The following is a 20,308-nucleotide window of genomic DNA, read 5'->3' on the forward strand; positions in this document are numbered from 1 at the left end:
ACCCCGATGGTCGAGCCTAATCGGCCGCTTCCGGTGGCCTCACAGGGCCACCGGAAAATCAGTGCCGACCGTTCGGTCCTTCCCAGTCCCGATTCTCGCCGTCGTTCTGCTGAGCGGGCTCGTCGTAGCCGCCGCGGTCGTATCCGCGATCCGCACCGGGTTGCCCCTGCTGCGGATTGGCCCACGGCTGGTAGCCGCCGTGCTGATCGCCCTGGCCGGACCGTCCGCCGCCGTACCCCTGCTGTCCCGACTGCTGCGGTTCGTCGCGTGGCGGCCAGCCCGGAGCCGACCAGCCCGCGGGAGCGCCGTAATCCGGACGCGAACCGTGCGTCGGACCGCCCTGGCGGGGCAGCGCGTGGGTCGGGGCCTGCGGCAAGGGGTAACCGCCGGTCGGATAGCCGCCCGAGGATCCCGGATGGCCGTACTGCGGCTGGGCCTGGTAGCCCTCCGGCGGGTAGCCGTTGGCGGGCGCGGGCTCGCGTTGCGCGGTCGCCGCGGCGGGCAGCGGAACCACCTCCGGCGGCCACGGCTCGCCACGCTCGGCGGCCAGTTCACCCGGCGTCTTGACCGGCGGTTTGTCCGAGGGCACCCGATCGCCGAAATCGTTGAACGCGGTGATGCGCGGACGCTTCTGCACCGCGGCGAGCAACGGCTCCAGTTCCTTGCGGTGCAGCGTCTCCTTCTCGAGCAGCGCCGTCGCGAGGACGTCGAGCACGTCGCGGTACTCGTTGAGAATCGACCACGCCTCGGTGTGCGCGGCCTCGATCAGGTTGCGCACCTCCTCGTCGATGGCGCCCGCGACCTCGTGCGAGTAGTCCGAACTCACGCCCATCGAGCGGCCGAGGAACGGATCGCCCTGCTCCTGGCCGTAGCGCACCGCGCCGAGACGCGAACTCATGCCGTATTCGGTGACCATGGCGCGCGCGATCTTGGTGGCCTGGTCGATATCGGAGGACGCGCCGGTGGTCGGCTCGTGGAACACCAGTTCCTCGGCCGCGCGGCCACCCATCGCCATCACCAGGCGGGCGATCATCTCCGAGCGGGTCATCAGGCCCTTGTCGTCCTCGGGCACCGTCATGGCGTGACCGCCGGTGCGACCGCGGGCGAGGATGGTGACCTTGTAGACCGGTTCGATATCGGGCATCGCCCACGCGGCCAGGGTGTGACCACCCTCGTGGTAAGCGGTGATCTTCTTCTCGTGCTCGCTGATGATGCGGCTCTTGCGACGCGGACCGCCGATGACGCGGTCGACCGACTCCTCGAGCGAGTCGCCGGTGATCACGGCGCCGTTCTCGCGGGCGGTGAGCAGCGCGGCCTCGTTGATGACATTGGCCAGATCCGCGCCGGACATGCCGACGGTGCGCTTGGCGAGACCGTCGAGGTCGGCGTCGGGGGCGATCGGCTTACCCTGCGAATGCACGCGCAGGATGGCGCGGCGGCCCGCGAGATCCGGATTGCCGACCGGGATCTGACGGTCGAAGCGACCCGGACGCAGCAGCGCCGGATCGAGGATGTCGGGGCGGTTGGTCGCGGCGATCAGGATGATGCCGGTGCGGTCGCCGAAGCCGTCCATCTCGACGAGCAACTGGTTCAGCGTCTGCTCGCGCTCGTCGTGACCGCCGCCGAGGCCCGCGCCGCGCTGACGACCGACCGCGTCGATCTCGTCGACGAAGATGATGCACGGGCTGTTCTGCTTGGCCTGCTCGAAAAGGTCGCGCACACGGGAGGCGCCGACACCGACGAACATCTCGACGAAATCCGAACCGGAGATCGTGAAGAACGGCACACCCGCCTCGCCCGCGACAGCGCGCGCGAGCAGCGTCTTACCCGTTCCCGGCGGACCGTAGAGCAGCACGCCCTTGGGGATCTTCGCGCCGAGCGCCTGGTAGCGCACCGGATTCTGGAGGAAGTCCTTGATCTCGTACAACTCTTCGACGGCCTCGTCCGCGCCCGCCACATCGGAGAACGTGGTCTTGGGCATGTCCTTGGACAGCTGTTTGGCCTTCGATTTACCGAAGCCCATCATGCCGCCGCGGCCACCGCCCTGCATACGAGCCATGACGAAGAGGAAAAGGCCGAGCAGGATGACCGTCGGCAGGACGAACAACAGGATCTGGGTGAGCAGACTCTCCTGTTTGACCACCGTGTCGTACGGTGCGCCGGATTTCTGGACAGCGTCGAATATCTGCGCCGAGGTCTCACTGCCGCCGGGGAACTTGGCGATGATCTTGCTCTCGCCCTCGGTGGCGTCGTTGCCGTTGTTCAGTTCGATCCGCAACTGCTGTTCGCGGTCATCGATCTGGACGTTCTTGACGTTGCCCTTGTTCTCGAGCTGGCTCAGGGCCACCGACGTATCGACGCTCTTCCAGCCGCGCGTGTCGTTACCGAAATAGCTGAACGCATAAACAACGAGCAGGATGCCCGCGATTATGGCCAGAGTGCGAAACACTGTCTTGCGGTTCATAGAGCGTCGGCCGGGTGGCCAGTCCTTTCCGGTGTCTCCGGTCTGCCTAGCGGAACGTCGGGCGGCGTCTGTGTCGCAACCCGCCGTGGCGGTGTCGGATCACACCCTCGCCCACCCGCGTGCGGGACGGATTCGGATGCGGACAAGCCACGTTACCGCGTACGGTCTACTCGATACATCGCGCAGTTCGGCAGTTGGTGCAGTTCGACAGGTAAACGGCCGGGGAACGAAGGTGGTTCCCGAGATCCCCGCTCCGGTTTACCCCGAGTGGTCACAATCATGGCATGTTCGGCCTATCGTGAGCGACGACACAACATCGCGGAGTGGTCGAGCGGCCTCGAAGGAGGTGGGCGAAGCGACAGATTTTCGCCGCGCAGGTCGCCCGCATACGCCACACCAGACAAGAGCGCAGGGGGTATGGACATAGTCGAGCTACGGACACCCACAGCGATAGTGCGCCACGGTCACGGACGATTGATCGTCCTACGGCCGGGGAGCGAAGGCGAGCGCGTACTCGACGTACCGGTCACCGACCTACTCAAGGTCAGGCTGAACCGTCGCGCCGACGACGCCGTCGTCATCGAGATCTTTCTGCGTTACCCCACCCCGGTGCTGACCGGCGTGCCCGCCGACCGCACCCCGCTTCCCGTGCTCATCGCCGAGCACGACGTCCCCGCCGCGACGGGGATCGTCGACCGGATCAACGATCAGGTGCTGGCGAGCCAGCGCATCGACGTCGCCGCGCCCGATCTGCATCCGCCCGCTCCCACCTGGGCCAAGAGTGGCCCCACCCGCGCCGATGTCGAGCGCGCGGTGCGCAGGATGACCCCGAGGCGCGAGGTGAAATCCGCCGTCGCTGCGCTGCACCGTTACGTCACCCCCGACGAATACGTGCTGGAGACCGCGATCGCCGTCGCCCATCCGCCCGCGGGAATCGGTCAGGGGTTGCTCGCCGCGACCACCGAACGGCTGTTGTTCGTCTCGATCGGTCCCGGTGAGCGATACGCGCACGAACTGCCGATTCCGGCCGTGCTGTGGGCTCGCACCACCGACGGCGTCCCGTCCGCGCCCGGCGAGATCGGCGCGCGTGGGGAAGCCGGTATCGATGTGCACGACGGCAATGTCACGCTCCACTTCACCGGCACCGAGCGCGCCGATACCGAGCGGGTCACCTGCGCGGTGAATTTCGCGATCCGTCGCGATTCCGCCGACGGTGCCGCGGGACCGGCCGACCCCGGTGTGGCACAGCTGTATTCGGAATGGGAACTGCTGGTGGAACGGCATTCCCTCGGCATGGTGGACGACACGCAGTTCCAGCGATACGGCAGGGGCATCCTGCGGTCGTTGCCCGACGGCGGATAGCGCGACGCCGCCGGGCCGAGCGCTACCCGGCGTTGAGCGTGATCCGCCGCCACGGACTCGTCGGGCGCAACCACAGGCGCAGTAGTTCCATGCGCCGGTCGACGCCGCCGTTCTTGAGTTCGGCGAGATCCTCGCAGGCCTGCCAGTAGGTCCACCCGGCGAGATAGGCGTCGCCGAATTGACGCCAATTGCGGTATTTGCGCTGCGCCAACGGAAGCGCGCGCATCAAATAATCCCAGGCCACATCGGCTTCCAGGTAACCGGCGGTGAACGCCATCCTCGCCACCGCGACCACCCTGGCCAGATCCCAGGCGTGGATATCGCTGGGCAACGGGCGGGCCAGATGATCGGTGAAACCGATTTTGATCGCCTGCGACCAGATGTCGTAATCGCGGACCAGCGCCTCAGGATTGTCCATTCCACGAAACGAACCGACCTGGCGCAGAAATGCGCGGTGCCGGTCGGCGCGTTCACCGAAGCGATCGCGCTCGCTGGCGTTGATGGACGCCATCACCAGCGGATGCACCAGCGCGTAGAGCGGTGCGTGCATCCCGGCGAGCAACTGTTCCATGGAGGCTTGCGCCTCGGTGCTGTCGGTGATGCCCCACGCGCCGGTCAACGTGTCGATCGCGAGTTCACGGCGGTCACCGAGCGGGTGCTCGCGTTCCGGACCGAGGAGTAGCGCGTCGTGGAAGGCGTCCCAGCGGGCCGAATAGAAACCGCCGAGCGCCAGCGCGCGCAGTTCGTCATCGGATACCGCGGACCCGGACCAATGATCTTCTTCCCGCTTGTCCAGTTCGTCGTAGGGGAATGTGGTCAACGGGGGTACACCGCGGGAAGGCATATTCCGATTCTTCCCCATGTAACTCCGTCGGTCCCGTACTTATCGTCAACACGTGGGTCTTCCGGGAGATTCTTCCGGGAGATTTCGGCCTCCTCGCAAACTTGTTCTGCCGTGATACGTAGATGGGGGCTAATGTGCACCCATGCCCGACAACATCACCCTTCTGCGTGGCCTCGAGCCTGCCGCAACCGAGCAGGAAATCTACGCTGCCGCACTGCAGTACGTGCGAACGGTCGGTGGAGTCTCCGGCCTGAGCACCGCCACCAAGGCCGCCGTCGACAAAGCAGTCACCGCGATCGCATCCGCTACCACCCAGCTATTGGCAGACCTGTCGAGCGCACCCGCGCCGTCGGCCGCGCAGTCGACGCTACGCGACTAGCGCCGACACCGGGACGGCGTGCTCACGGCAGCGCGTCGACCCCGTAGGCGGCGACGCAGGCCATGGCGATCTCCAAGGCCAGGCCGCGCTGTTCGATCGAATGACCGAGCAGTTCCTCGATCCGCTGGATCCGATAGCGCACGGTGTTCTTGTGCACGCCGAGCAGTCTCGCCGCGCTCTCGGGACTGCGCCTGCTCAGCAGGTAGGCGTGCAACGTCTCGCGCAACCGCGCGGCATTGACGTCACGGCCCGCGAGCGCGCGCAGTTCCCTGGCGACGAGACCGTGCATGGCGGCCTCGTCCGCGCCAGCGAGGTAGGCGACCTCGACGGCGCGGTAGGCGGTCACCCTTGCCGCCGCGGCTCCTCGTTCGGCGACCTGACGCGCGGCCACCGCCTCCCGATGACTTTCCCTGAAACCGCTCAGCTGTCCGGCCGGCACCCCGAACGCCACCCGCGCGGGCGCGAGCGGCAGGCCGGACAGCGCGAGTTCGAGCGCGCCGGGGGCGGACAGTTCCTCCGCCCGCGCCGTGTCGAGTCCGGCCCACGCCCACATACCGCTGGCCCCCGAAGGCAGTGTGAGTACGCGGTTGCTGCCGAGCGCACCGGCCAGTTCGGTGGCGACCCGGTCGAGCAGGCCGACCATCTCGCCGTCGCCGCCGAGTTCGGCGGCCGGTTCGTCGGCCCAGAGCACGAAGGCCACGTGCTGTTGCGAGAGCCGGTAACCCAGCCGGACCGACGCGAGTTCGGTGTCGATCTCGTCGCCCGCCAGTAGTGCCCGCACCGTCTCGGTCCTGCGGTTGAGCGCGGCGCGCAAGACCTGTTCGCGCTCTTCCATATAGGTGTCGGTGAGCTGTTCCACCGACATGCTTATCCATTTCGTCGATCTGTCGAACAGGCGCAGCATCACCGCGCGTTCCAGTTCGCGCGGCACCTTGTGCTGGTCGATGACGTCGTTCATGTACTCAAGGACCGCGTCCATGCCGGAGTGGTAGGTCCGCAGCAGCACCCGCAGTTCGAAACCGCGCCTGGCGATGGTGCGCGCGAGCGCGTGCGCCTCCTCGGGAATGACGAATTCGAGGCCGTCGGTGGTGAGACCGCTCAGCATGGTGCGCGCGTGCGAGCGGGTACTCGCGGCCAGGTCACGACGCATATCGCGGTCGGCGAGTTCGGGCACCTTCGCGACGATCGCGGTATCGAGGCGCTCGACCACCTGGTCGAGGGTTTCGGTGCGCATCGTCTCGAAGACGTACTCGGCCAGCCACTCGCGGACCACTTCGCTGTCGGGCCCGACGCGTTCGGGTGCCACGGCCATCGCCCGCCTCCCTCGTTCGTCGCGGTCCACCGCGGAAATTTGGTTCCAGAGTACAAATTCGCGGGACATACTTGACCGCACGGGCCAAGAAAGTCCTCTGGAATTGTGTCACGATCATAGACAGTGAGCTGATTCACAGTGATCGGTTCCGCGCGGTTCAGCACAACATCAGTGGGAGAACAGCAGTGACCAATACCGAGCGGCCCAAGGCCACCAACGGGAAGGCGGCAGCGGAGGGCACCGGGCCCGCCGTCATCGAGGTGCGCAATCCCGGCACCGGCGAGATCGTCGGCACCGTGCCGGACCAGAGCGCGCGCGAGGTCGCGGCGCAGGTCCGCGAACTGCGCCTCTACCAGCCGGAATGGGAAGCCATCGGCCCCGACGGCCGCAAGGAATGGCTGCTGAAACTCCAGGACTGGCTGATCGACAACACCGAGCACCTGGCCGACGTCCTGCAATCGGAGACCTCCAAACCCCGCGCGGACGCCCTGATCGATCCCGCCTTCGGCGGCGACCTCATCGGGTATTACGCCCGGCGCGCGGCGAAATTCCTCGCCGACGACCACCCGTCGCCGCACAGCCCGCTGGCCAGGGTCAAGAAGTTGACGACGGTCTACCGGCCGTACCAGGTCGTCGGCGTGATCACGCCGTGGAATTTCCCGCTGGCGATGCCGATCATGGACGTCATCCCGGCATTGGCCGCGGGCGCCGCCGTCATCCTCAAACCGTCCGAGGTGACGCCGCTGTCGGCGCTCGAATTGGCAAGGGGCTGGGCCGAAATCGGCGCGCCGCCGGTTTTCGCGGTCGTCACCGGCGCCGGGGCGACTGGCGCGGGCGTCGTCGCCGAGGCCGACTACATCCAGTTCACCGGGTCCACCGCGACCGGACGCAAGATCGCCGCGGCCTGTGTCGAGCGGATGATCCCCTACAGCCTCGAACTGGGCGGTAAGGATCCGGCGATCGTGCTGGCCGACGCCGATATCGATCGGGCCGCGCACGGCATCGCCTTCGGCGGCATGTTCAACGCCGGTCAGGTGTGCATCTCGGTCGAACGGGTGTACGTCGAAGCGCCGGTCTACGACGAATTCGTCGCCAAACTCACCGCGAACGTCAAGGCGCTGCGCCAGGGCATCGACGGACGCGACCTGAACCACGACGTGGGCGCGCTGGCCAACGAGAACCAGGTGAGCATCGTGCAACGGCACGTGGACGAGGCCGTCGCCGCGGGCGCGACCGTGCTCACCGGCGGTAAGAGGACCGGACAGGGCACCTTCTTCGAGCCGACGGTGCTCATCGACGTCGATCACAGCATGTCCTGCGTCGCCGAGGAGACCTTCGGCCCGACGCTGCCGGTGATGAAGGTCGCCGACGAGGCGGAAGCCATCCGACTGGCCAACGATTCCGTCTACGGCCTCTCGGCCTCGGTCTGGACCGGGGACAAGGATCGCGGTGAGCGGGTGGCACGGCAATTGAACGCGGGGGCGGTGAACATCAACGATGTGTTCGCCAATCTGTTCAGTTACGCGCTGCCGATGGGCGGTTGGGGCCTGTCCGGGGTCGGCGCGCGCTGGGGCGGCGCGAACGGTGTCCGCAAGTACTGCCGTCAGCAGGCCATCACCAAGCCGATCCTGCCGACCCAGGGCAAGGAATTGTTCTGGTTCCCGTACAAGCCCTCGAATCTGCTGATGGCCGTCGGCGCCATGCGCGCGGCGGGGGCGCGCGGCCTGCGTCGCGTCGATCTGCCCGCACTGCTCAAACTACGAGGGGACAGCAAATGAGCGACAAGTTCCGCGCCGCGGTGCGCGGCAAGGTCATCGTCATCACCGGTGGCGCGCGCGGTATCGGCCTCGCCACCGCGACCGCGTTGCAGGCGCTCGGCGCGAAGATCGCCATCGGCGATATCGACGAGACCACCGTCAAGGAATCCGGCACCGCGCGCGATTTCGAGCTGTACGGGAAACTCGACGTCACCGATACCGCCTCGTTCGAGAGTTTCCTGGACGAGGTCGAACGCACCGTCGGCCCGATCGACGTGCTGATCAACAACGCGGGAATCATGCCGACCGGCCGACTCGTCGACGAACCCGATCAGGTCACCCGTCGCATTCTCGATATCAACGTCTACGGCGTGATCCTCGGTACCAAACTGGGGCTGGCCCGGATGCTGCCGCGCAAGAGCGGTCATATCGTCAATATCGCGTCGCTGGCGGGTGAGACCCATATCCCGGGTCTGGCCACCTACAACGCCAGCAAACACGCGGTGCTCGGTTTCACCGACACCCTGCGCGAGGAGTACCGGGGTTCGGGCGTGCACTTCTCCTCGGTATTGCCGACTCTGACCAATACCGAACTCGGTTCGGGCGTCACGCCGCCGAAGCTGTTGCGTCCGGCCGAGCCGGAGGAGATCGCCGACGCGATCGTCGGCCTGATCGCGTCGCCCAAGTCGAAGGTCAGGGTGACCGCGGTGGCCGGGGCCATTTCGCGGTTCGTGGGATTCCTGCCGGAAGCGGTCGGCGACAGTCTCGGCCGCGCGCTGGGTTCGGGTCATGCCTTCCTCGACGATGTCGACGCCGATCGGCGCAAGGCCTACGAGGATCGGGCGCGCAGCGTCTGATCTTCCGCACCGCGAAACGGGGCGCCGGGGTACTTCCCCGGCGCCCCGTTTCGCGTCCGCGGGGTCCGTCGGCGAGGTGCGTCCGGTGTGCCGGAGCCTCCGCAGAGCCCGTCGACAAACCAATTCGTGACCAAAGTCACAGGACTGAATTTCGCAGATTCCGGCTGGAACCGACGAATGATTCCTGCCGATTCACCGATGCCGACCGACCGGCCGGATCGCACGCGCGCGGCCGATGAAGGTTGGACCATTTCCCCTGGTCGGACGTCCAACATTGATAGGTCATGCCATCTTTTTCGAGTCTGCTCGAGATTCGCTCGCTGGAGCGTGCACATGACCATGACAAGCAATATGCTGTCCCTAACAAACCTATCGACGGTTTCTGAGGCCGTATTCCGACTTTTTGGCTTGATAAGGCTAGAAATTCCCGACTAATTCTGATAGCAAGGGGCTATGGACCCGCACTTGCGCGACCTGCGGTATTTCGTCGCTGTCGCTGAGGAACTGCATTTCACCAACGCCGCCCAGCGGCTGCACATCGCTCAACCCACTCTGTCGCGCCAGATTCGCCAGCTCGAACGTCAGCTCGACGTGGTCCTGTTCGACCGCAACCAGCGCAGCGTCGCCCTGACCGTCGCGGGTAAAGAACTGCTCGAAGGCGCGCGCAAGATCCTCGAACTCTGGGAGGTCACCAACGTCTCCCTCCAGGAGGCGGGTGAAGTGCTGCGCGTCGGCATCCAGTCCGCGCTCGGACGGGGTCTGCTCAACGATCTCGAGAGCGCGAGCGGACATCGCCTCGCCCTGCACGCCGCGTCGTGGACCGACGCGTCGAGCGGACTCGGCGGACGACAGGCCGATCTCGCGCTGGTGTGGCTACCGCTGCCCGATCCGAACCGCTACCGCTGGCAGGTGCTGCGCACCGAACCGCGCTGGGTGTTGCTGCCGGAGAATCACGCGCTGGCCGACAACGAGACCATCGAATTCACCGATCTGCTCGACGAGCCGTTCATCGCGCTGCCCTCCGAAGCCGGTGCGGTACGCGACTTCTGGCTCGGCAACGACGCCAGGAACGGGCGTCAGGCCAAGATCGGCGCGGAGGCCGCGACCCCGGAGGACAAACTGGAGGCCGTCAGCCTCGGACTCGGCATCTGCCTCTTGGCCGAGAACAATGTGCCGATGTACCGCTGGCCCGGACTCACCGCACGTCCCGTCAACGGACTCGCACCGTGCGAACTCGCGGTGGCATGGCGCGCCGACGACTCCCGCCCGACCATTCTCGAATTCGCCGGCCGCGCCGTCGACGGCGGTTTCAGCGCCACCTCATCGAACTGACCGAGGCCACCACTTGCCGGTAGCATCGCCGGTAGGATCGGTGGTATGAGCGAGAATATCGGCAAATACTCGATCACCATGCCTCGGGATATCGCCGAGGCGGCTCGTGCGCGCAGTGGGCCGTCCGGTCTGTCCACCTACGTCGCCAAGGCGGTGGCACGCCAGATCGAGCGGGACAACCTCAACGAGATCATCGCGGTCGCCGAGGCCGAGCACGGTCCCGTCACCGAGGAAGAGATCCAGGCCCTGCGAGATCAACTCCAGCGGACCCGGGCCGCACAGGGCGGGTCGAGCGCGGCGTGAGCGCGGCTGTTCCGGGAGGAACACTGATCCTGGACCGCGAAGGCCTGGCCAAAGCGGTTCTGCGCGACCGGACGGTGACGGGATGGCTCGCACTGGCCAGAGCCGAGGACATGCGAGTCGTCGTCGCGGCGGCGACTCTGGTCGAAGTACTTCATCCGAAGATCGATCGCACCGCCCTCGACTGGATTCTGTCGCGTGTGGTCATCGCGCCGATCACCGAGGAGATAGCCCGTCACGCCGCATCGCTTCTCGGCGACGCCGGGCTACACGGCCACAAATACGCGATCGACGCGATGGTGAGCGCCACCGCTCTGGCCGCGCCCGGACCGACCACCGTGCTCACCTCCGACCCCGATGACATCGCGGCGCTGTGTGGTCGTCGGGTCGCGGTGGTGAAGATCTGAACCGACGCCGCGATTCACCGAACATCGCGTCTCATCGAACGGCGATGCGCCGCCACGGGCGATGTTGTTCCAATTGGGCCGCGAGGCCGAGCAGGGTGGATTCACTGCCGGGCGGGCCCGCGAGTTGGGCGGCGACCGGGGTGTTCGTGCGGGTATGGGTGCCCATCGGGATGGATGCCGCGGGCCAGCCGACCAGATTCCACACGGGGGTGAACGGGGAAAGGCGGGCGGCGGTGAGAATGTTGGCGAGCCAGCCGCGGGCTCCGCGAATGCGTGCGCGGGGCGGCGGGGCCGCGAGCGTCGGGGTGATCACGACGTCGTAGTTGTCGAACAGTTCCAGTAATCGCGCTTCGATCCGATCGATCTGCGCGGGGCGAACGAGCCGCAGGCGGTCCACCAACCTGCCGAGTGCGAGATGACGCCGAGTTCTCGGCTGTAGTCGTTCGGGTCGCGGTAGTCGTTCGACGCCGGGTAGTTCCGCGGTGAGCCACCGTAGGAGTACCGCCGGTAGAGCGGCCCCGTAGGGCACGGTGACCGTGTCGACGATATGCCCGGCTCGTTCGGCGGTTTCGGCCGCGGACCGGGCCGCTTGCGCCCACTGCCTGTCGACCCGGAAGAAACGGTGCGGCGGGGCGAGGGCCAGACCGATACGTAGTCGTCCCGGTGTATCCGGCTCGGCCAGATCGGGCCTGCCCGCCATCACCGACAGCATCAGCGCCGCGTCGTCGACCGTCGTTGCGAGAACACCGTTCTCGGCCAGACCACCCCAGCCATCGACGCCGATATCGGCCGGAACGGTGTATCTGCCCGGCTTGAAACCGAAAACTCCGCAGCACGCCGCGGCGATGCGCACCGAACCCGTGCCGTCGATACCGTGCGCCACCGGAACCAGGCCCGCGGCCACCGCCGCGGCGGCCCCGCCCGCTCCGCGCTCCAGATTCCACGGGTTGCGGGTCGCCGAATCCGCGTCGTCCGACATCGGCCACAGACCCATCTCCGAGATCGCGCTCGTCCCGACGACCACCGCGCCCGCCGCGCGCAACCTGCGCACCACCGGGTGATCGGCGGTGGCGGGCGACCGGTCGGTGGCCTCGGAACCGCGCGACATCGTCACGCCGGTGACCGGAAGGCCGTGCTCGACCGCGACGGGTACCCCCGCGAGCGGCAGGACGTCCAGATCGTCGCGCTGCTCGACCGCCGCCGCCTCGGCGCACGCCGCGTCCGCGCGAATGAGCGTGAGCGCGTTGGTTTTCGAATTCTCGGCCGTGATCCTGGCCAGTGCCGCTTCGACCGCGTCGGTCGGGGTGAGCGTGCCCTCGCGCACGTGCGCGGCGACCGCCGTCGCGGTGCGGACGTCGAGCGCGTGCACCGCGCGTGGAGCCGATTTCGAGGCGTCCACTGTGATGGGGGCCACCCCGGTGAGCGACCTCGATTCGCGGTCCGATACTGTCTGCTTGCTCGCCGCGTTACCCGGTCGCCGCATCTCGTCGAGGCTCCCGTGATCGCGATCGGCTGTCGTGTCCGTACCCGTGGTCCCGGCCGTGCCGGTGGAGCGGAGGATCTCGCCTGCCTCGTCGCGATCGTGTTCGGCTGCTGTTTTCGCGCTCGTCGTGCGCGCCGTGTAAGACATGTGCTGATTCGCCCCCGTCGCTTCGTTGTCGAATTCGGGTGATCTGCTCTCGCGCCGCAAAGTATCATTCCGAATACTGCTCGGGGGATGATGGCGTCGGGTGTTGCGGAAATTTCCGCAGCGGCCACCGACCGATCAGCGCGGAATTCCCGAACATCCGCCCAGCCGCAAGGTCCGAGAATGAGTGCCGAGTCCGATAGTTTTTCCAGTCCGGACATGGGTTCCGAGGGTGGAACCGGTGGCCGTGGGGCCGTGACACGAACCGAGTCGAGTGCCGTGGAGGCATTCGCCGCAGCCTGGGAATCCACCGCGCGCGCCGCGGCGACCGGGAACACCGTGTCCCAGCTGCCCGAGATCGCCGAATATCTGCCCGATGCCACGACCCTGCGCAGAGAAGCCCTGGTCGAGCTGATTCGCGTCGATCTGCGCCACCGCTGGCTCCGGCGCTCAGGCACCAGGACCGGATCCGCGGAATCCGAACGCGACGTGCGACGCAAAAGGCTCAGCGAATACTGCGCCGAATTTCCCGAACTCGATCGCGACAGCATTCCCCCCGGCCTGGTCTACGAGGAATTCGTCGTCCGTCGGCACAGCGGTGAGCGAGTCGATCCGCGCGAATGCCTTCGCGAATATCCAGGACAGGCCGCCGAACTCCGAGGTCTGCTCAATACCGACGACCTCGACCAGAGCACCCACCGGGCCGCCATCGAGGACTCGACACGCGTCGGCACGCCGGAGGCGGACGACGACATCACCCGCACCACGTCGGTCCCCACCGTGGCCGCGCCGGAATCCGACCTGAACCGAACCGACCCCGTCTCTCGTGGTACCGAGGTGAATCGAACCGCGGACGCCACCCAGACGGACGCCACCGAGACTGCCGCCACGCAGACGGACGCCACCGAAACCATGGCCGCCGGTGCGACGGACCCGACCGACGCCACCGGCACGGCCACCGCGATCGGCACGACGGCGGGCCACGAGCCCGGACTCTTCGGTGTTCTCGATCGCATCGAAATCGGCCAGCGCATCGATGATTTCGATCTGCTCACCGGGCTCGGCAGCGGCGCCTTCGCCCGTGTCTTCCTGGCGCGGCAACGTTCGCTGCAACGGTTGGTCGCGGTGAAGATCTCGGCCGATCACGGCACCGAACCGCAGACCCTGGCCCAGCTCGATCACGACTACATCGTGCGGGTCTTCGACCAGCGTCTGCTCGATACCGGCGACGAATTCGCGGGCGGTTCACGTCGATTGCGCCTGCTCTACATGCAGTTCCTGCCCGGCGGCACGCTGCTCGGTGTGTTGCGCTGGGTGCGGGCGACCCCGCAGGAGGAACGCAGCGGCAGACTGCTGCTCGACGCCGTGGACGCGGCGATGGAGGAGAAGGGCGAGATCCGCCCGACCGATTCCAGTCTGCGCGCCGAGATCGCCGCGCTGAGCTGGCCGGAGACGGTCGCCTGGCTCGGTCGACGCCTGGCCGAGGCACTGGACTACGCCTCGGACCACGGCGTGCTGCACCGCGACGTGAAACCGGCCAATGTGCTGCTCACCGCGGAGGGCGTGCCGAAACTGGCCGATTTCAACATCAGTTTCAGCCGCAATGTCGAAGGCACGAGTCCGGTGGCCTATTTCGGCGGCTCGCTGGCCTACATGTCACCGGAGCAGCTGGAGGCCTGTCATCCCGGTCGCGAGCGCAGCGCGGCGGATCTGGACACCCGCGCCGATATCTACTCACTCGGCGTGGTGCTGTGGGAATTGCTGACCGGCGCGAAACCGTTCGACGACTCCACCGCGGGCGCGAACGCGCACGGTGACGACACCACCCTCGAGGCGATGCTGGAACGTCGCAGCGGCGGCGTGGACGAGGCCGCGTTGCAACGGCTTCCCCCCGACTGCCCGGCCGCGTTGCGCCGCGTCCTGCTGACCTGTCTCGCACCGGACCGGACCGGGCGCTGGGACAACGGCGCGACCCTGGCCAAACAGCTCGAACTGTGTCTGGATCCGCGGGCCCGCGATCTGGTCGACCCACCGCCGGGCAGCTGGCGACTGCGGCTGCGGCGGTGGATCGTCCCGATCCTCGTGCTCGCCATCGGCGTGCCGAACGCCCTCGCCTCGCTGTACAACATCCAGCACAATCAGCATCTGATCGTCGATAGGATGACCGAGGAGGCCCAGCGCACCTTCCTGATCATCACCGGCGTGGTCAATTCGGTGTTCTTCCCGCTGGGCATGCTGTTCGTGGTCTACCTGTCGAGATATGTCCTGACGGTGCCGCGCGGGTTGCGTCGAGGGCGGCGGTACGACCCGCAGATCCTGCGTCGTGCCAGAGCCGATTCGCTGCTGCTCGGCGAGCGAGCCGTAGCGGTCGCGTTCGCGCTGTGGATGCTGTCCGGCCTGATATTCCCGATCGCCCTCCAGGTCGCGACCGGGGAGATCACCGCGCGATCGGTCGTGCACTTCCTCGCCTCGATCTTCGTCTGCGGCGCCATCGCGGCCTCGTACCCGTTCTTCCTGGCGACGTTCTACATCGTGCGGTGCATCTACCCGATTTTCCTGCGCCACGGCGAGATCAGCGCCGAGGACGCGGTATGGCTGCGCGGTCTCGACCGCCGCTGCAACGGCTATCTCGCCATCGCGGCCTCGGTGCCGCTGCTCGCCGTGGTCGGGGTGACATTCCTGCCGCCCGGCGACATCCCTGAGGTGATCGTCGCGGTGCGGGTGCTGTGCGCGGGCGGCATCATCGCCTTCGTCGGCTCCTACCTGCTGTTCCGCGCCCTCGAGGCGGACCTGCGCGCGCTGGAACGGGTGGTCGCCCCCGGCGGCGGGGAGCGCGAGGTGCGACGGGACGGACCGCAGCGCGCCCGCGCGTCCCGTCTCCGACGGGTTCTGCGGCCCGTCCGGACCATCCGGACACCACCACCGAGCACGCCCGCGGAGTCGCCCAGGTGACGGTGCACTGGGCAGATTCCGTCGCTCGGTTCAGCGCCGACTGGCGGCGTTCCCAGCACGGCGACCGCTCGGTGCCGCGACTCGCCGACTACGTCCCCGACGACGGCACCGCCCGCCTCGGCGTGCTCACCGAACTGGTCCGCATCGACCTGCGTCACCGCTGGGACGGTGCCGGACCGGCCAAGCGGATATCGGAATACCGCGCGGAATTCCCCGAGGTCGCACAGAGCCCCGCGCTCGTCGAATTGGTGTGCGAGGAATTCGCGACCAGGCGCGCCCAGGGCCCGCTGCCGCTGGAGGATTTCCTCGCCGAATATCCGGAACTGGCCGACTCGGTGCGCGAGCGGCTGGCGGCCGAAGCCGAACGGATCGATACCAACACGCTGGCCCTGGACAGCCTGCCCGCCGAGATCACGCCGGGCAGGCGCATTGACGATTTCGACCTGCTCACCGATCTCGGGACCGGCGCGTCGGGGCGGGTCTTCCTGGCCAGGCAGATATCCATGCAACGACTCGTCGCGGTCCGTTTGTCGACCACAGGCGGCGGTGAACCGCAACCCGTGGCGCGGTTGGACCATCCGCACATCATCCGCGTCTTCGACCACAAATCGCTGAGATTCGACGCCGAGGCGGTTTTCGGGCGGCTCGTCTACATGCAATACCTGCCGGGTGGCACGGCGAAGGATGTCCTCGAACAACTGCGCGGCGATCACGAATCCGTCGGCGGCGCTGTCCTTCTCCGCGCGGTCGACCGGGCGATGGAGACCAGGGGCGAGATCCGCACATCGGATTCGCGTGTGCGGGAGGAGATCTCGGCGCTGAGCTGGCCGGAGACGGTGGCGTGGCTGGGCAGACGGCTCGCCGACGCGCTCGACTACGCCGACCGGCACGGTGTGCGATACGGCGTCATCACACCGGGCGACGTGCTGTTCACCGCGGAGGGCGAGCCGAAATTCGGCGATTTCTCCGATATCGGCGAGAAGCGCGAGAACGCGCTGCCCTATCGGTCGCCGGAGGATCTCGCCACGGCGGACACCGCCGCGGCGGATCAGCGCGGGGCGATCTACTCCCTCGGGATCCTGCTGTGGGAACTGCTCACCGGCGCGACTCCGTTCGCCGAGACCACGGATACCCGTGCGGCACTGCGACAGCGCCGCGACGGCGTACCCGCCGACGCGTTGTCGCGACTACCCGCGGATTGTCCGCCCGCGCTGCGGCGCATCCTGCTCACCTGCCTGGAGCCGGACCCGCGACGACGCTGGTCGAGCGGGGAGGTGCTGGCCAAACAGTTGGATCTGTGCCTCGACGCCCGCGCCCGCGACCTGGTCGATCCGCCGGAGCACGGACTGCGCCTGCGCTTGCGGCGGTGGCGGATTCCGCTCATCACCCTCGCCATCCTGATCCCGAATGTGCTCGCGTCGATCTACAACATCGACTACACGCGACTTCTCGTCGTTCCCCAGTTGACCGACGAGGCAGCTCGCAAACTCGATTTCGGCGCGGCGATCGTCAACACCGTCGGATTCGGTCTCGGCGCGGTCGTTCTCGTGTACATGTCCCGCCACCTCATCTTCGTCCCACACGGATTACGCAGGGGCGGGCGCTTTTCCGCCGAAACCCTGCGCCGCGCCCGTACCGACACCATCCTGTTCGGCGACCGAGCGATCCTGGTGATCTTCACGATGTGGATGCTGTCGGGCACCTCGTTCCCGATCGTCATCCGCGGCACCTCCGACGCCATCACCGCGTACGACTACACGCAATTCGTCGTCTCGCACGCGATCTGCGGCGCGATCGCGCTGGTGTATCCGTTCTTCCTGGTGAACTTCTACGTCGTGCGATGTATCTACCCGATGTTCCTGAGCCAGGGGGAAATCGACGAGGAGGACGCCGTCCGCCTGCGCAAATTGCGCCGCCGGTGCGGTATCTGGCTGCTCGTCGCCGCGTCCATACCGCTGATCGCGGTCGCGGGCGCGACCCTGCTCACCCAGGCAGATCTCGAGACGATCATCGTCGAGCTGCGAATTCTGGCCATCGGCAGTGTGATCGCGTTCTCGGGTATCTATCTGCTGTTCCGGGCGATGGAGAACGATCTGCGGGCCCTCGAGGGTGTCCAGGTTCCCGCGACACCGGTGGGCGCGGTGTGAACCGGCCGTTCGGACGGCTCGTGAACCTGTCGCACATCCACGATCCGGCGACGACACCGCTGTTTCCCGGCGATCCCGAATTCCGCCTCGACACGGTCGCGACGATCGCGAAGGACGGCTACTACCTGCGCGCGATCCACCAGGGTGAGCACACCGGAACCCATTGGGGCGCACCGATCCACTTCGATCCCGACGGGCTCGCCGCCGACGAACTCGACGTGGACGATCTGCTGCTGCCCGCGGTGAAGATCGACCTGCGCGCACAGTGCGCCGCCGACCGCGACTACGCCGTCACCGTCGCCGACCTGCGCGACTGGGAGTCACGCCACGGCCGTATCCCGGACGGCGCGGCGATCGTCGCGTGGACCGGCTGGGACGCGAAATGGGGCACCCCCGATTTCCTCGGCACCGGCGAATCCGCCGGACACCAACCGGGTTTCGCCGTCGACACCGTCGAATGGCTGCTACGCACCGGCAGACTCGGCCGCCGCGGCGCACTCGGCACCGACACCTTCGGCCCCGACGTGGGAACCGACGACACCTACGCCGTCTCCCACCTGCTCTACCGCGACCACCGCATCAGCCTCGAATGCCTGGCGAACCTCGCCGACCTCCCCCACACCGGCGCCTGGATCCTCGTCGGCGGCCCCCTCTACCGAGCCGCCTCCGGCTCCCCCGCCACCATCTTCGCCCTACTCCCCTGAACGGCGAACGTGCAACCGCTCAGGCTCCGCCGCCGTAGACCTTCGGGTCGAGGGTGCCGATGTAGGGGAGGTCGCGGTAGCGCTCGGCGTAGTCGAGGCCGTAGCCGACGACGAAATCGTTGGGGATGTCGAAGCCGACGTGGGCCACCTCGACGGGGGTGCGTAGGGCGTCGGGTTTGCGTAGCAGCGTGACCACCTCGAGGGAGGCCGGGTTGCGGGTGGAGAGGTTGCGCTTGAGCCAGGACAGGGTCAGACCGGAGTCGATGATGTCCTCGACGATCAGGACGTTGCGGCCCGCGATGTCCTTGTCCAGGTCCTTCATGATCCGCACCACGCCCGAGGACGAGGTGGACGAACCGTAGGAGGAGACGGCCATGAATTCCATCTGGGTCGGGATGGACAGGGCTTTCGCCAGATCGGTCATGAAGAAGATCGCGCCCTTGAGCACGCCCACCAGCAGCAGGTCACCCTCGGGGGCACCGACCGGATAGCGTTTGGCGATCAGTTCGGCCAGTTCCTGCGTCTTGACTGCGATCTGTTCCTCGGTGATCAGCACCGACGCAATGTCGTCCCCGTACACGTAGGTTGGTGTCCTTCCGTGGTTGGTCGGCACCGAGGATGTCGATCCCGATCCGGCATCAGTCACTGCGCGAAAAAATTCAGAGTCCGCGCAGTGTCAGCCTGCCACGTTCCCGCGCGGCAACCAACCTCGTCTCGGGCGACCCGCCGCCGACCGCGACCCCGCCCTGTCCCCGCCACGCCGTGACCAGTGCGTCGACGGCGCGCAAATGTTTCTCGGTCAGGGCTTTCGCACCACCGTCGAGGAGCCAGAACCGGATGGCCCGGCGGCGCAGCGCCTCGGGGGCAGTGGCGAGGGTCTCGACCGACAGCGTCGACCCATCACCGCCGGCGTCCACGATCGGCTCGGCGTCGAACGGTCGCTCGTGACCTCGCGCCGACTCCAGCAACTGCTCCGCTAGCGCGTCCAGGACGGTGCCGTCCGCGCGCAACTGGTCGGCGGTACGGGCCAACGCCGCCGCGACTCCACCGCCGAGCACCGCCTCCAGCAGTGGCAACACTTCGGTACGGAGCCGAACCCGGGTGAACTCCGGCGCCGAATTATGCGGGTCCTCGTACGGGGCCAGTCCGAGATCGGCACACAATTGCCTGGTCGCAGCCCTGCGCACACCGAGAAGGGGACGCCCCCACGGTGCGGTGTAGGCGGCCATCCCCTGAATCGACCGTCCGCCCGATCCACGCGCCAAGCCGAGCAGCACCGTTTCGGCCTGGTCGTCGATGGTGTGGCCGAGCAGCACGGGACGGCCTTCGCGGGCGAGATCGAGGGCCGCGTATCTGGCACGCCTGGCCGCCGCCTCCAATCCGCCAGCGACGCCGACGTCGACCGGCAGCACCCGCGCCGTCCGGCAGCCGAGGTCCAGCGCCGTAGCGGCCGCTCGGGCCGCGACCTCGTCCGAGCCCGCTTGCAGGCGGTGGTCGATGATCAGCGCGTGAACCTCGTCCGCCTCGATCACCGCGGCGGCGGTCAACGCCAGTGAATCGGCCCCACCCGAGAGGGCGACCGCGACACCCGTGGAACTCGTCGCGCTGTCGCCTGGACTCTCGGCGTAGGTACGCAACCACGCCCTGACAGCCCTGCGTACCTCGAGTACCGCGGCGGTCTCGGGCAACCTGCGCGGCGAGGGACGACTCGCACCGGACCCACCCGAATCGGGCGGCGTCACTCCCACCGCAGGACCCATACCGGGAGAGTACCGACCGTGCCACACCACCGACCACGGATGTGCGGGCGATGCCCGCGCGGAATCGACCTCCACCACGTCCGGCCCGGCTCCGAACAGACGGT

The 20,308-nt window shown here is 67.4% G+C and carries 16 protein-coding genes; 10 read left to right on the top strand and 6 right to left on the bottom strand.

The features are described 5' to 3' along the window. Positions 1-58 precede the first annotated feature (58 nt). Positions 59-2,464 carry an ATP-dependent zinc metalloprotease FtsH gene (ftsH, locus tag JZ792_RS23515; protein WP_216913395.1) on the bottom strand — a complete coding sequence of 802 codons (2,406 nt, stop codon included), beginning with the start codon at positions 2,462-2,464 and terminating at the stop codon, positions 59-61. A gap of 417 nt (positions 2,465-2,881) precedes the next feature. Between ftsH and JZ792_RS23520 the strand changes: the two genes are divergently transcribed. Next, positions 2,882-3,826 (top strand): hypothetical protein, encoded by a 945-nt coding sequence (locus tag JZ792_RS23520; protein WP_216913397.1) that lies wholly within the window; start codon positions 2,882-2,884, stop codon positions 3,824-3,826. A gap of 22 nt (positions 3,827-3,848) precedes the next feature. On the opposite strand, the gene JZ792_RS23525 is transcribed toward JZ792_RS23520, so the two are convergent. Continuing rightward, complete coding sequence (locus JZ792_RS23525; RefSeq protein WP_216913400.1) at positions 3,849-4,670, bottom strand: DUF1266 domain-containing protein; 822 nt, start codon at positions 4,668-4,670, stop codon at positions 3,849-3,851. Positions 4,671-4,812: 142 nt separating this feature from the next. On the opposite strand from JZ792_RS23525, the gene JZ792_RS23530 reads away from it, so the two are divergent. Beyond that, complete coding sequence (locus tag JZ792_RS23530; protein WP_109525075.1) at positions 4,813-5,049, top strand: DUF2277 domain-containing protein; 237 nt, start codon at positions 4,813-4,815, stop codon at positions 5,047-5,049. A 22-nt stretch (positions 5,050-5,071) separates the two neighbouring features. Here JZ792_RS23530 and JZ792_RS23535 read toward each other — a convergent pair whose 3' ends face one another. Then, positions 5,072-6,361, bottom strand: a complete 1,290-nt coding sequence (locus tag JZ792_RS23535) for a PucR family transcriptional regulator (protein ID WP_216913402.1) — start codon at positions 6,359-6,361, stop codon at positions 5,072-5,074. A gap of 185 nt (positions 6,362-6,546) precedes the next feature. On the opposite strand from JZ792_RS23535, the gene JZ792_RS23540 reads away from it, so the two are divergent. The 5 genes from JZ792_RS23540 (at position 6,547) to JZ792_RS23560 (ending at position 11,014) form a co-directional block, all read left to right on the top strand. Further along, entirely contained in the window at positions 6,547-8,139 is a 1,593-nt protein-coding gene (locus tag JZ792_RS23540; protein ID WP_216913405.1) for an aldehyde dehydrogenase family protein, read from the top strand. Beyond that, a complete protein-coding gene (locus tag JZ792_RS23545; RefSeq protein ID WP_216913407.1) occupies positions 8,136-8,975 on the top strand; it encodes an SDR family oxidoreductase in 840 nt (279 codons plus the stop codon). Before JZ792_RS23540 ends, JZ792_RS23545 begins: the two co-directional genes overlap by 4 nt. A gap of 453 nt (positions 8,976-9,428) precedes the next feature. Next, positions 9,429-10,307 (top strand): LysR family transcriptional regulator, encoded by an 879-nt coding sequence (locus JZ792_RS23550; protein WP_216913409.1) that lies wholly within the window; start codon positions 9,429-9,431, stop codon positions 10,305-10,307. Positions 10,308-10,352: 45 nt separating this feature from the next. After that, positions 10,353-10,610 (top strand): hypothetical protein, encoded by a 258-nt coding sequence (locus JZ792_RS23555; RefSeq protein WP_216913411.1) that lies wholly within the window; start codon positions 10,353-10,355, stop codon positions 10,608-10,610. Further along, entirely contained in the window at positions 10,607-11,014 is a 408-nt protein-coding gene (locus JZ792_RS23560) for a type II toxin-antitoxin system VapC family toxin (protein ID WP_308165415.1), read from the top strand. The genes JZ792_RS23555 and JZ792_RS23560 overlap by 4 nt, the downstream gene beginning before the upstream one ends. Positions 11,015-11,045: 31 nt before the next feature. On the opposite strand, the gene JZ792_RS23565 is transcribed toward JZ792_RS23560, so the two are convergent. Continuing rightward, positions 11,046-12,644, bottom strand: coding sequence for an amidase (locus JZ792_RS23565; RefSeq protein WP_254190222.1), 1,599 nt, complete (start codon positions 12,642-12,644; stop codon positions 11,046-11,048). 252 nt (positions 12,645-12,896) lie between these two features. Here JZ792_RS23565 and JZ792_RS23570 point away from each other — a divergent pair, with 252 nt between their 5' ends. Genes JZ792_RS23570 through JZ792_RS23580 form a run of 3 tightly spaced genes read left to right on the top strand, consistent with a single transcriptional unit; the run spans position 12,897 to position 18,444 of the window. Then, a complete protein-coding gene (locus tag JZ792_RS23570) occupies positions 12,897-15,593 on the top strand; it encodes a serine/threonine-protein kinase (RefSeq protein ID WP_438804366.1) in 2,697 nt (898 codons plus the stop codon). Next, positions 15,590-17,740, top strand: a complete 2,151-nt coding sequence (locus tag JZ792_RS23575) for a protein kinase domain-containing protein (protein WP_308165416.1) — start codon at positions 15,590-15,592, stop codon at positions 17,738-17,740. Before JZ792_RS23570 ends, JZ792_RS23575 begins: the two co-directional genes overlap by 4 nt. After that, a complete protein-coding gene (locus JZ792_RS23580; protein WP_216913415.1) occupies positions 17,737-18,444 on the top strand; it encodes a cyclase family protein in 708 nt (235 codons plus the stop codon). The genes JZ792_RS23575 and JZ792_RS23580 overlap by 4 nt, the downstream gene beginning before the upstream one ends. Before the next feature lie 19 nt (positions 18,445-18,463). Here JZ792_RS23580 and hpt read toward each other — a convergent pair whose 3' ends face one another. Both hpt and tilS read right to left on the bottom strand, forming a co-directional pair. After that, positions 18,464-19,024 (bottom strand): hypoxanthine phosphoribosyltransferase, encoded by a 561-nt coding sequence (gene hpt, locus JZ792_RS23585; protein WP_216913417.1) that lies wholly within the window; start codon positions 19,022-19,024, stop codon positions 18,464-18,466. Positions 19,025-19,103: 79 nt separating this feature from the next. Continuing rightward, complete coding sequence (tilS, locus tag JZ792_RS23590; RefSeq protein ID WP_216913419.1) at positions 19,104-20,204, bottom strand: tRNA lysidine(34) synthetase TilS; 1,101 nt, start codon at positions 20,202-20,204, stop codon at positions 19,104-19,106. Positions 20,205-20,308: the final 104 nt, after the last annotated feature.

The sequence above is a fragment of the Nocardia noduli genome, assembly GCF_019038455.1.
GTDB classification, from domain to species: Bacteria; Actinomycetota; Actinomycetes; order Mycobacteriales; family Mycobacteriaceae; genus Nocardia; species Nocardia noduli.

Bases quoted from the DNA above. Each gene is read 5' to 3' on its own strand.
- ftsH (WP_216913395.1), bottom strand. From the start codon at position 2,464: ATGAACCGCAAGACAGTGTTTCGCACTCTGGCCATAATCGCGGGCATC.
- JZ792_RS23520 (WP_216913397.1), top strand. From the start codon at position 2,882: ATGGACATAGTCGAGCTACGGACACCCACAGCGATAGTGCGCCACGGT.
- JZ792_RS23525 (WP_216913400.1), bottom strand. From the start codon at position 4,670: ATGCCTTCCCGCGGTGTACCCCCGTTGACCACATTCCCCTACGACGAA.
- JZ792_RS23530 (WP_109525075.1), top strand. From the start codon at position 4,813: ATGCCCGACAACATCACCCTTCTGCGTGGCCTCGAGCCTGCCGCAACC.
- JZ792_RS23535 (WP_216913402.1), bottom strand. From the start codon at position 6,361: ATGGCCGTGGCACCCGAACGCGTCGGGCCCGACAGCGAAGTGGTCCGC.
- JZ792_RS23545 (WP_216913407.1), top strand. From the start codon at position 8,136: ATGAGCGACAAGTTCCGCGCCGCGGTGCGCGGCAAGGTCATCGTCATC.
- JZ792_RS23550 (WP_216913409.1), top strand. From the start codon at position 9,429: ATGGACCCGCACTTGCGCGACCTGCGGTATTTCGTCGCTGTCGCTGAG.
- JZ792_RS23555 (WP_216913411.1), top strand. From the start codon at position 10,353: ATGAGCGAGAATATCGGCAAATACTCGATCACCATGCCTCGGGATATC.
- JZ792_RS23565 (WP_254190222.1), bottom strand. From the start codon at position 12,644: ATGTCTTACACGGCGCGCACGACGAGCGCGAAAACAGCAGCCGAACAC.
- tilS (WP_216913419.1), bottom strand. From the start codon at position 20,204: ATGGGTCCTGCGGTGGGAGTGACGCCGCCCGATTCGGGTGGGTCCGGT.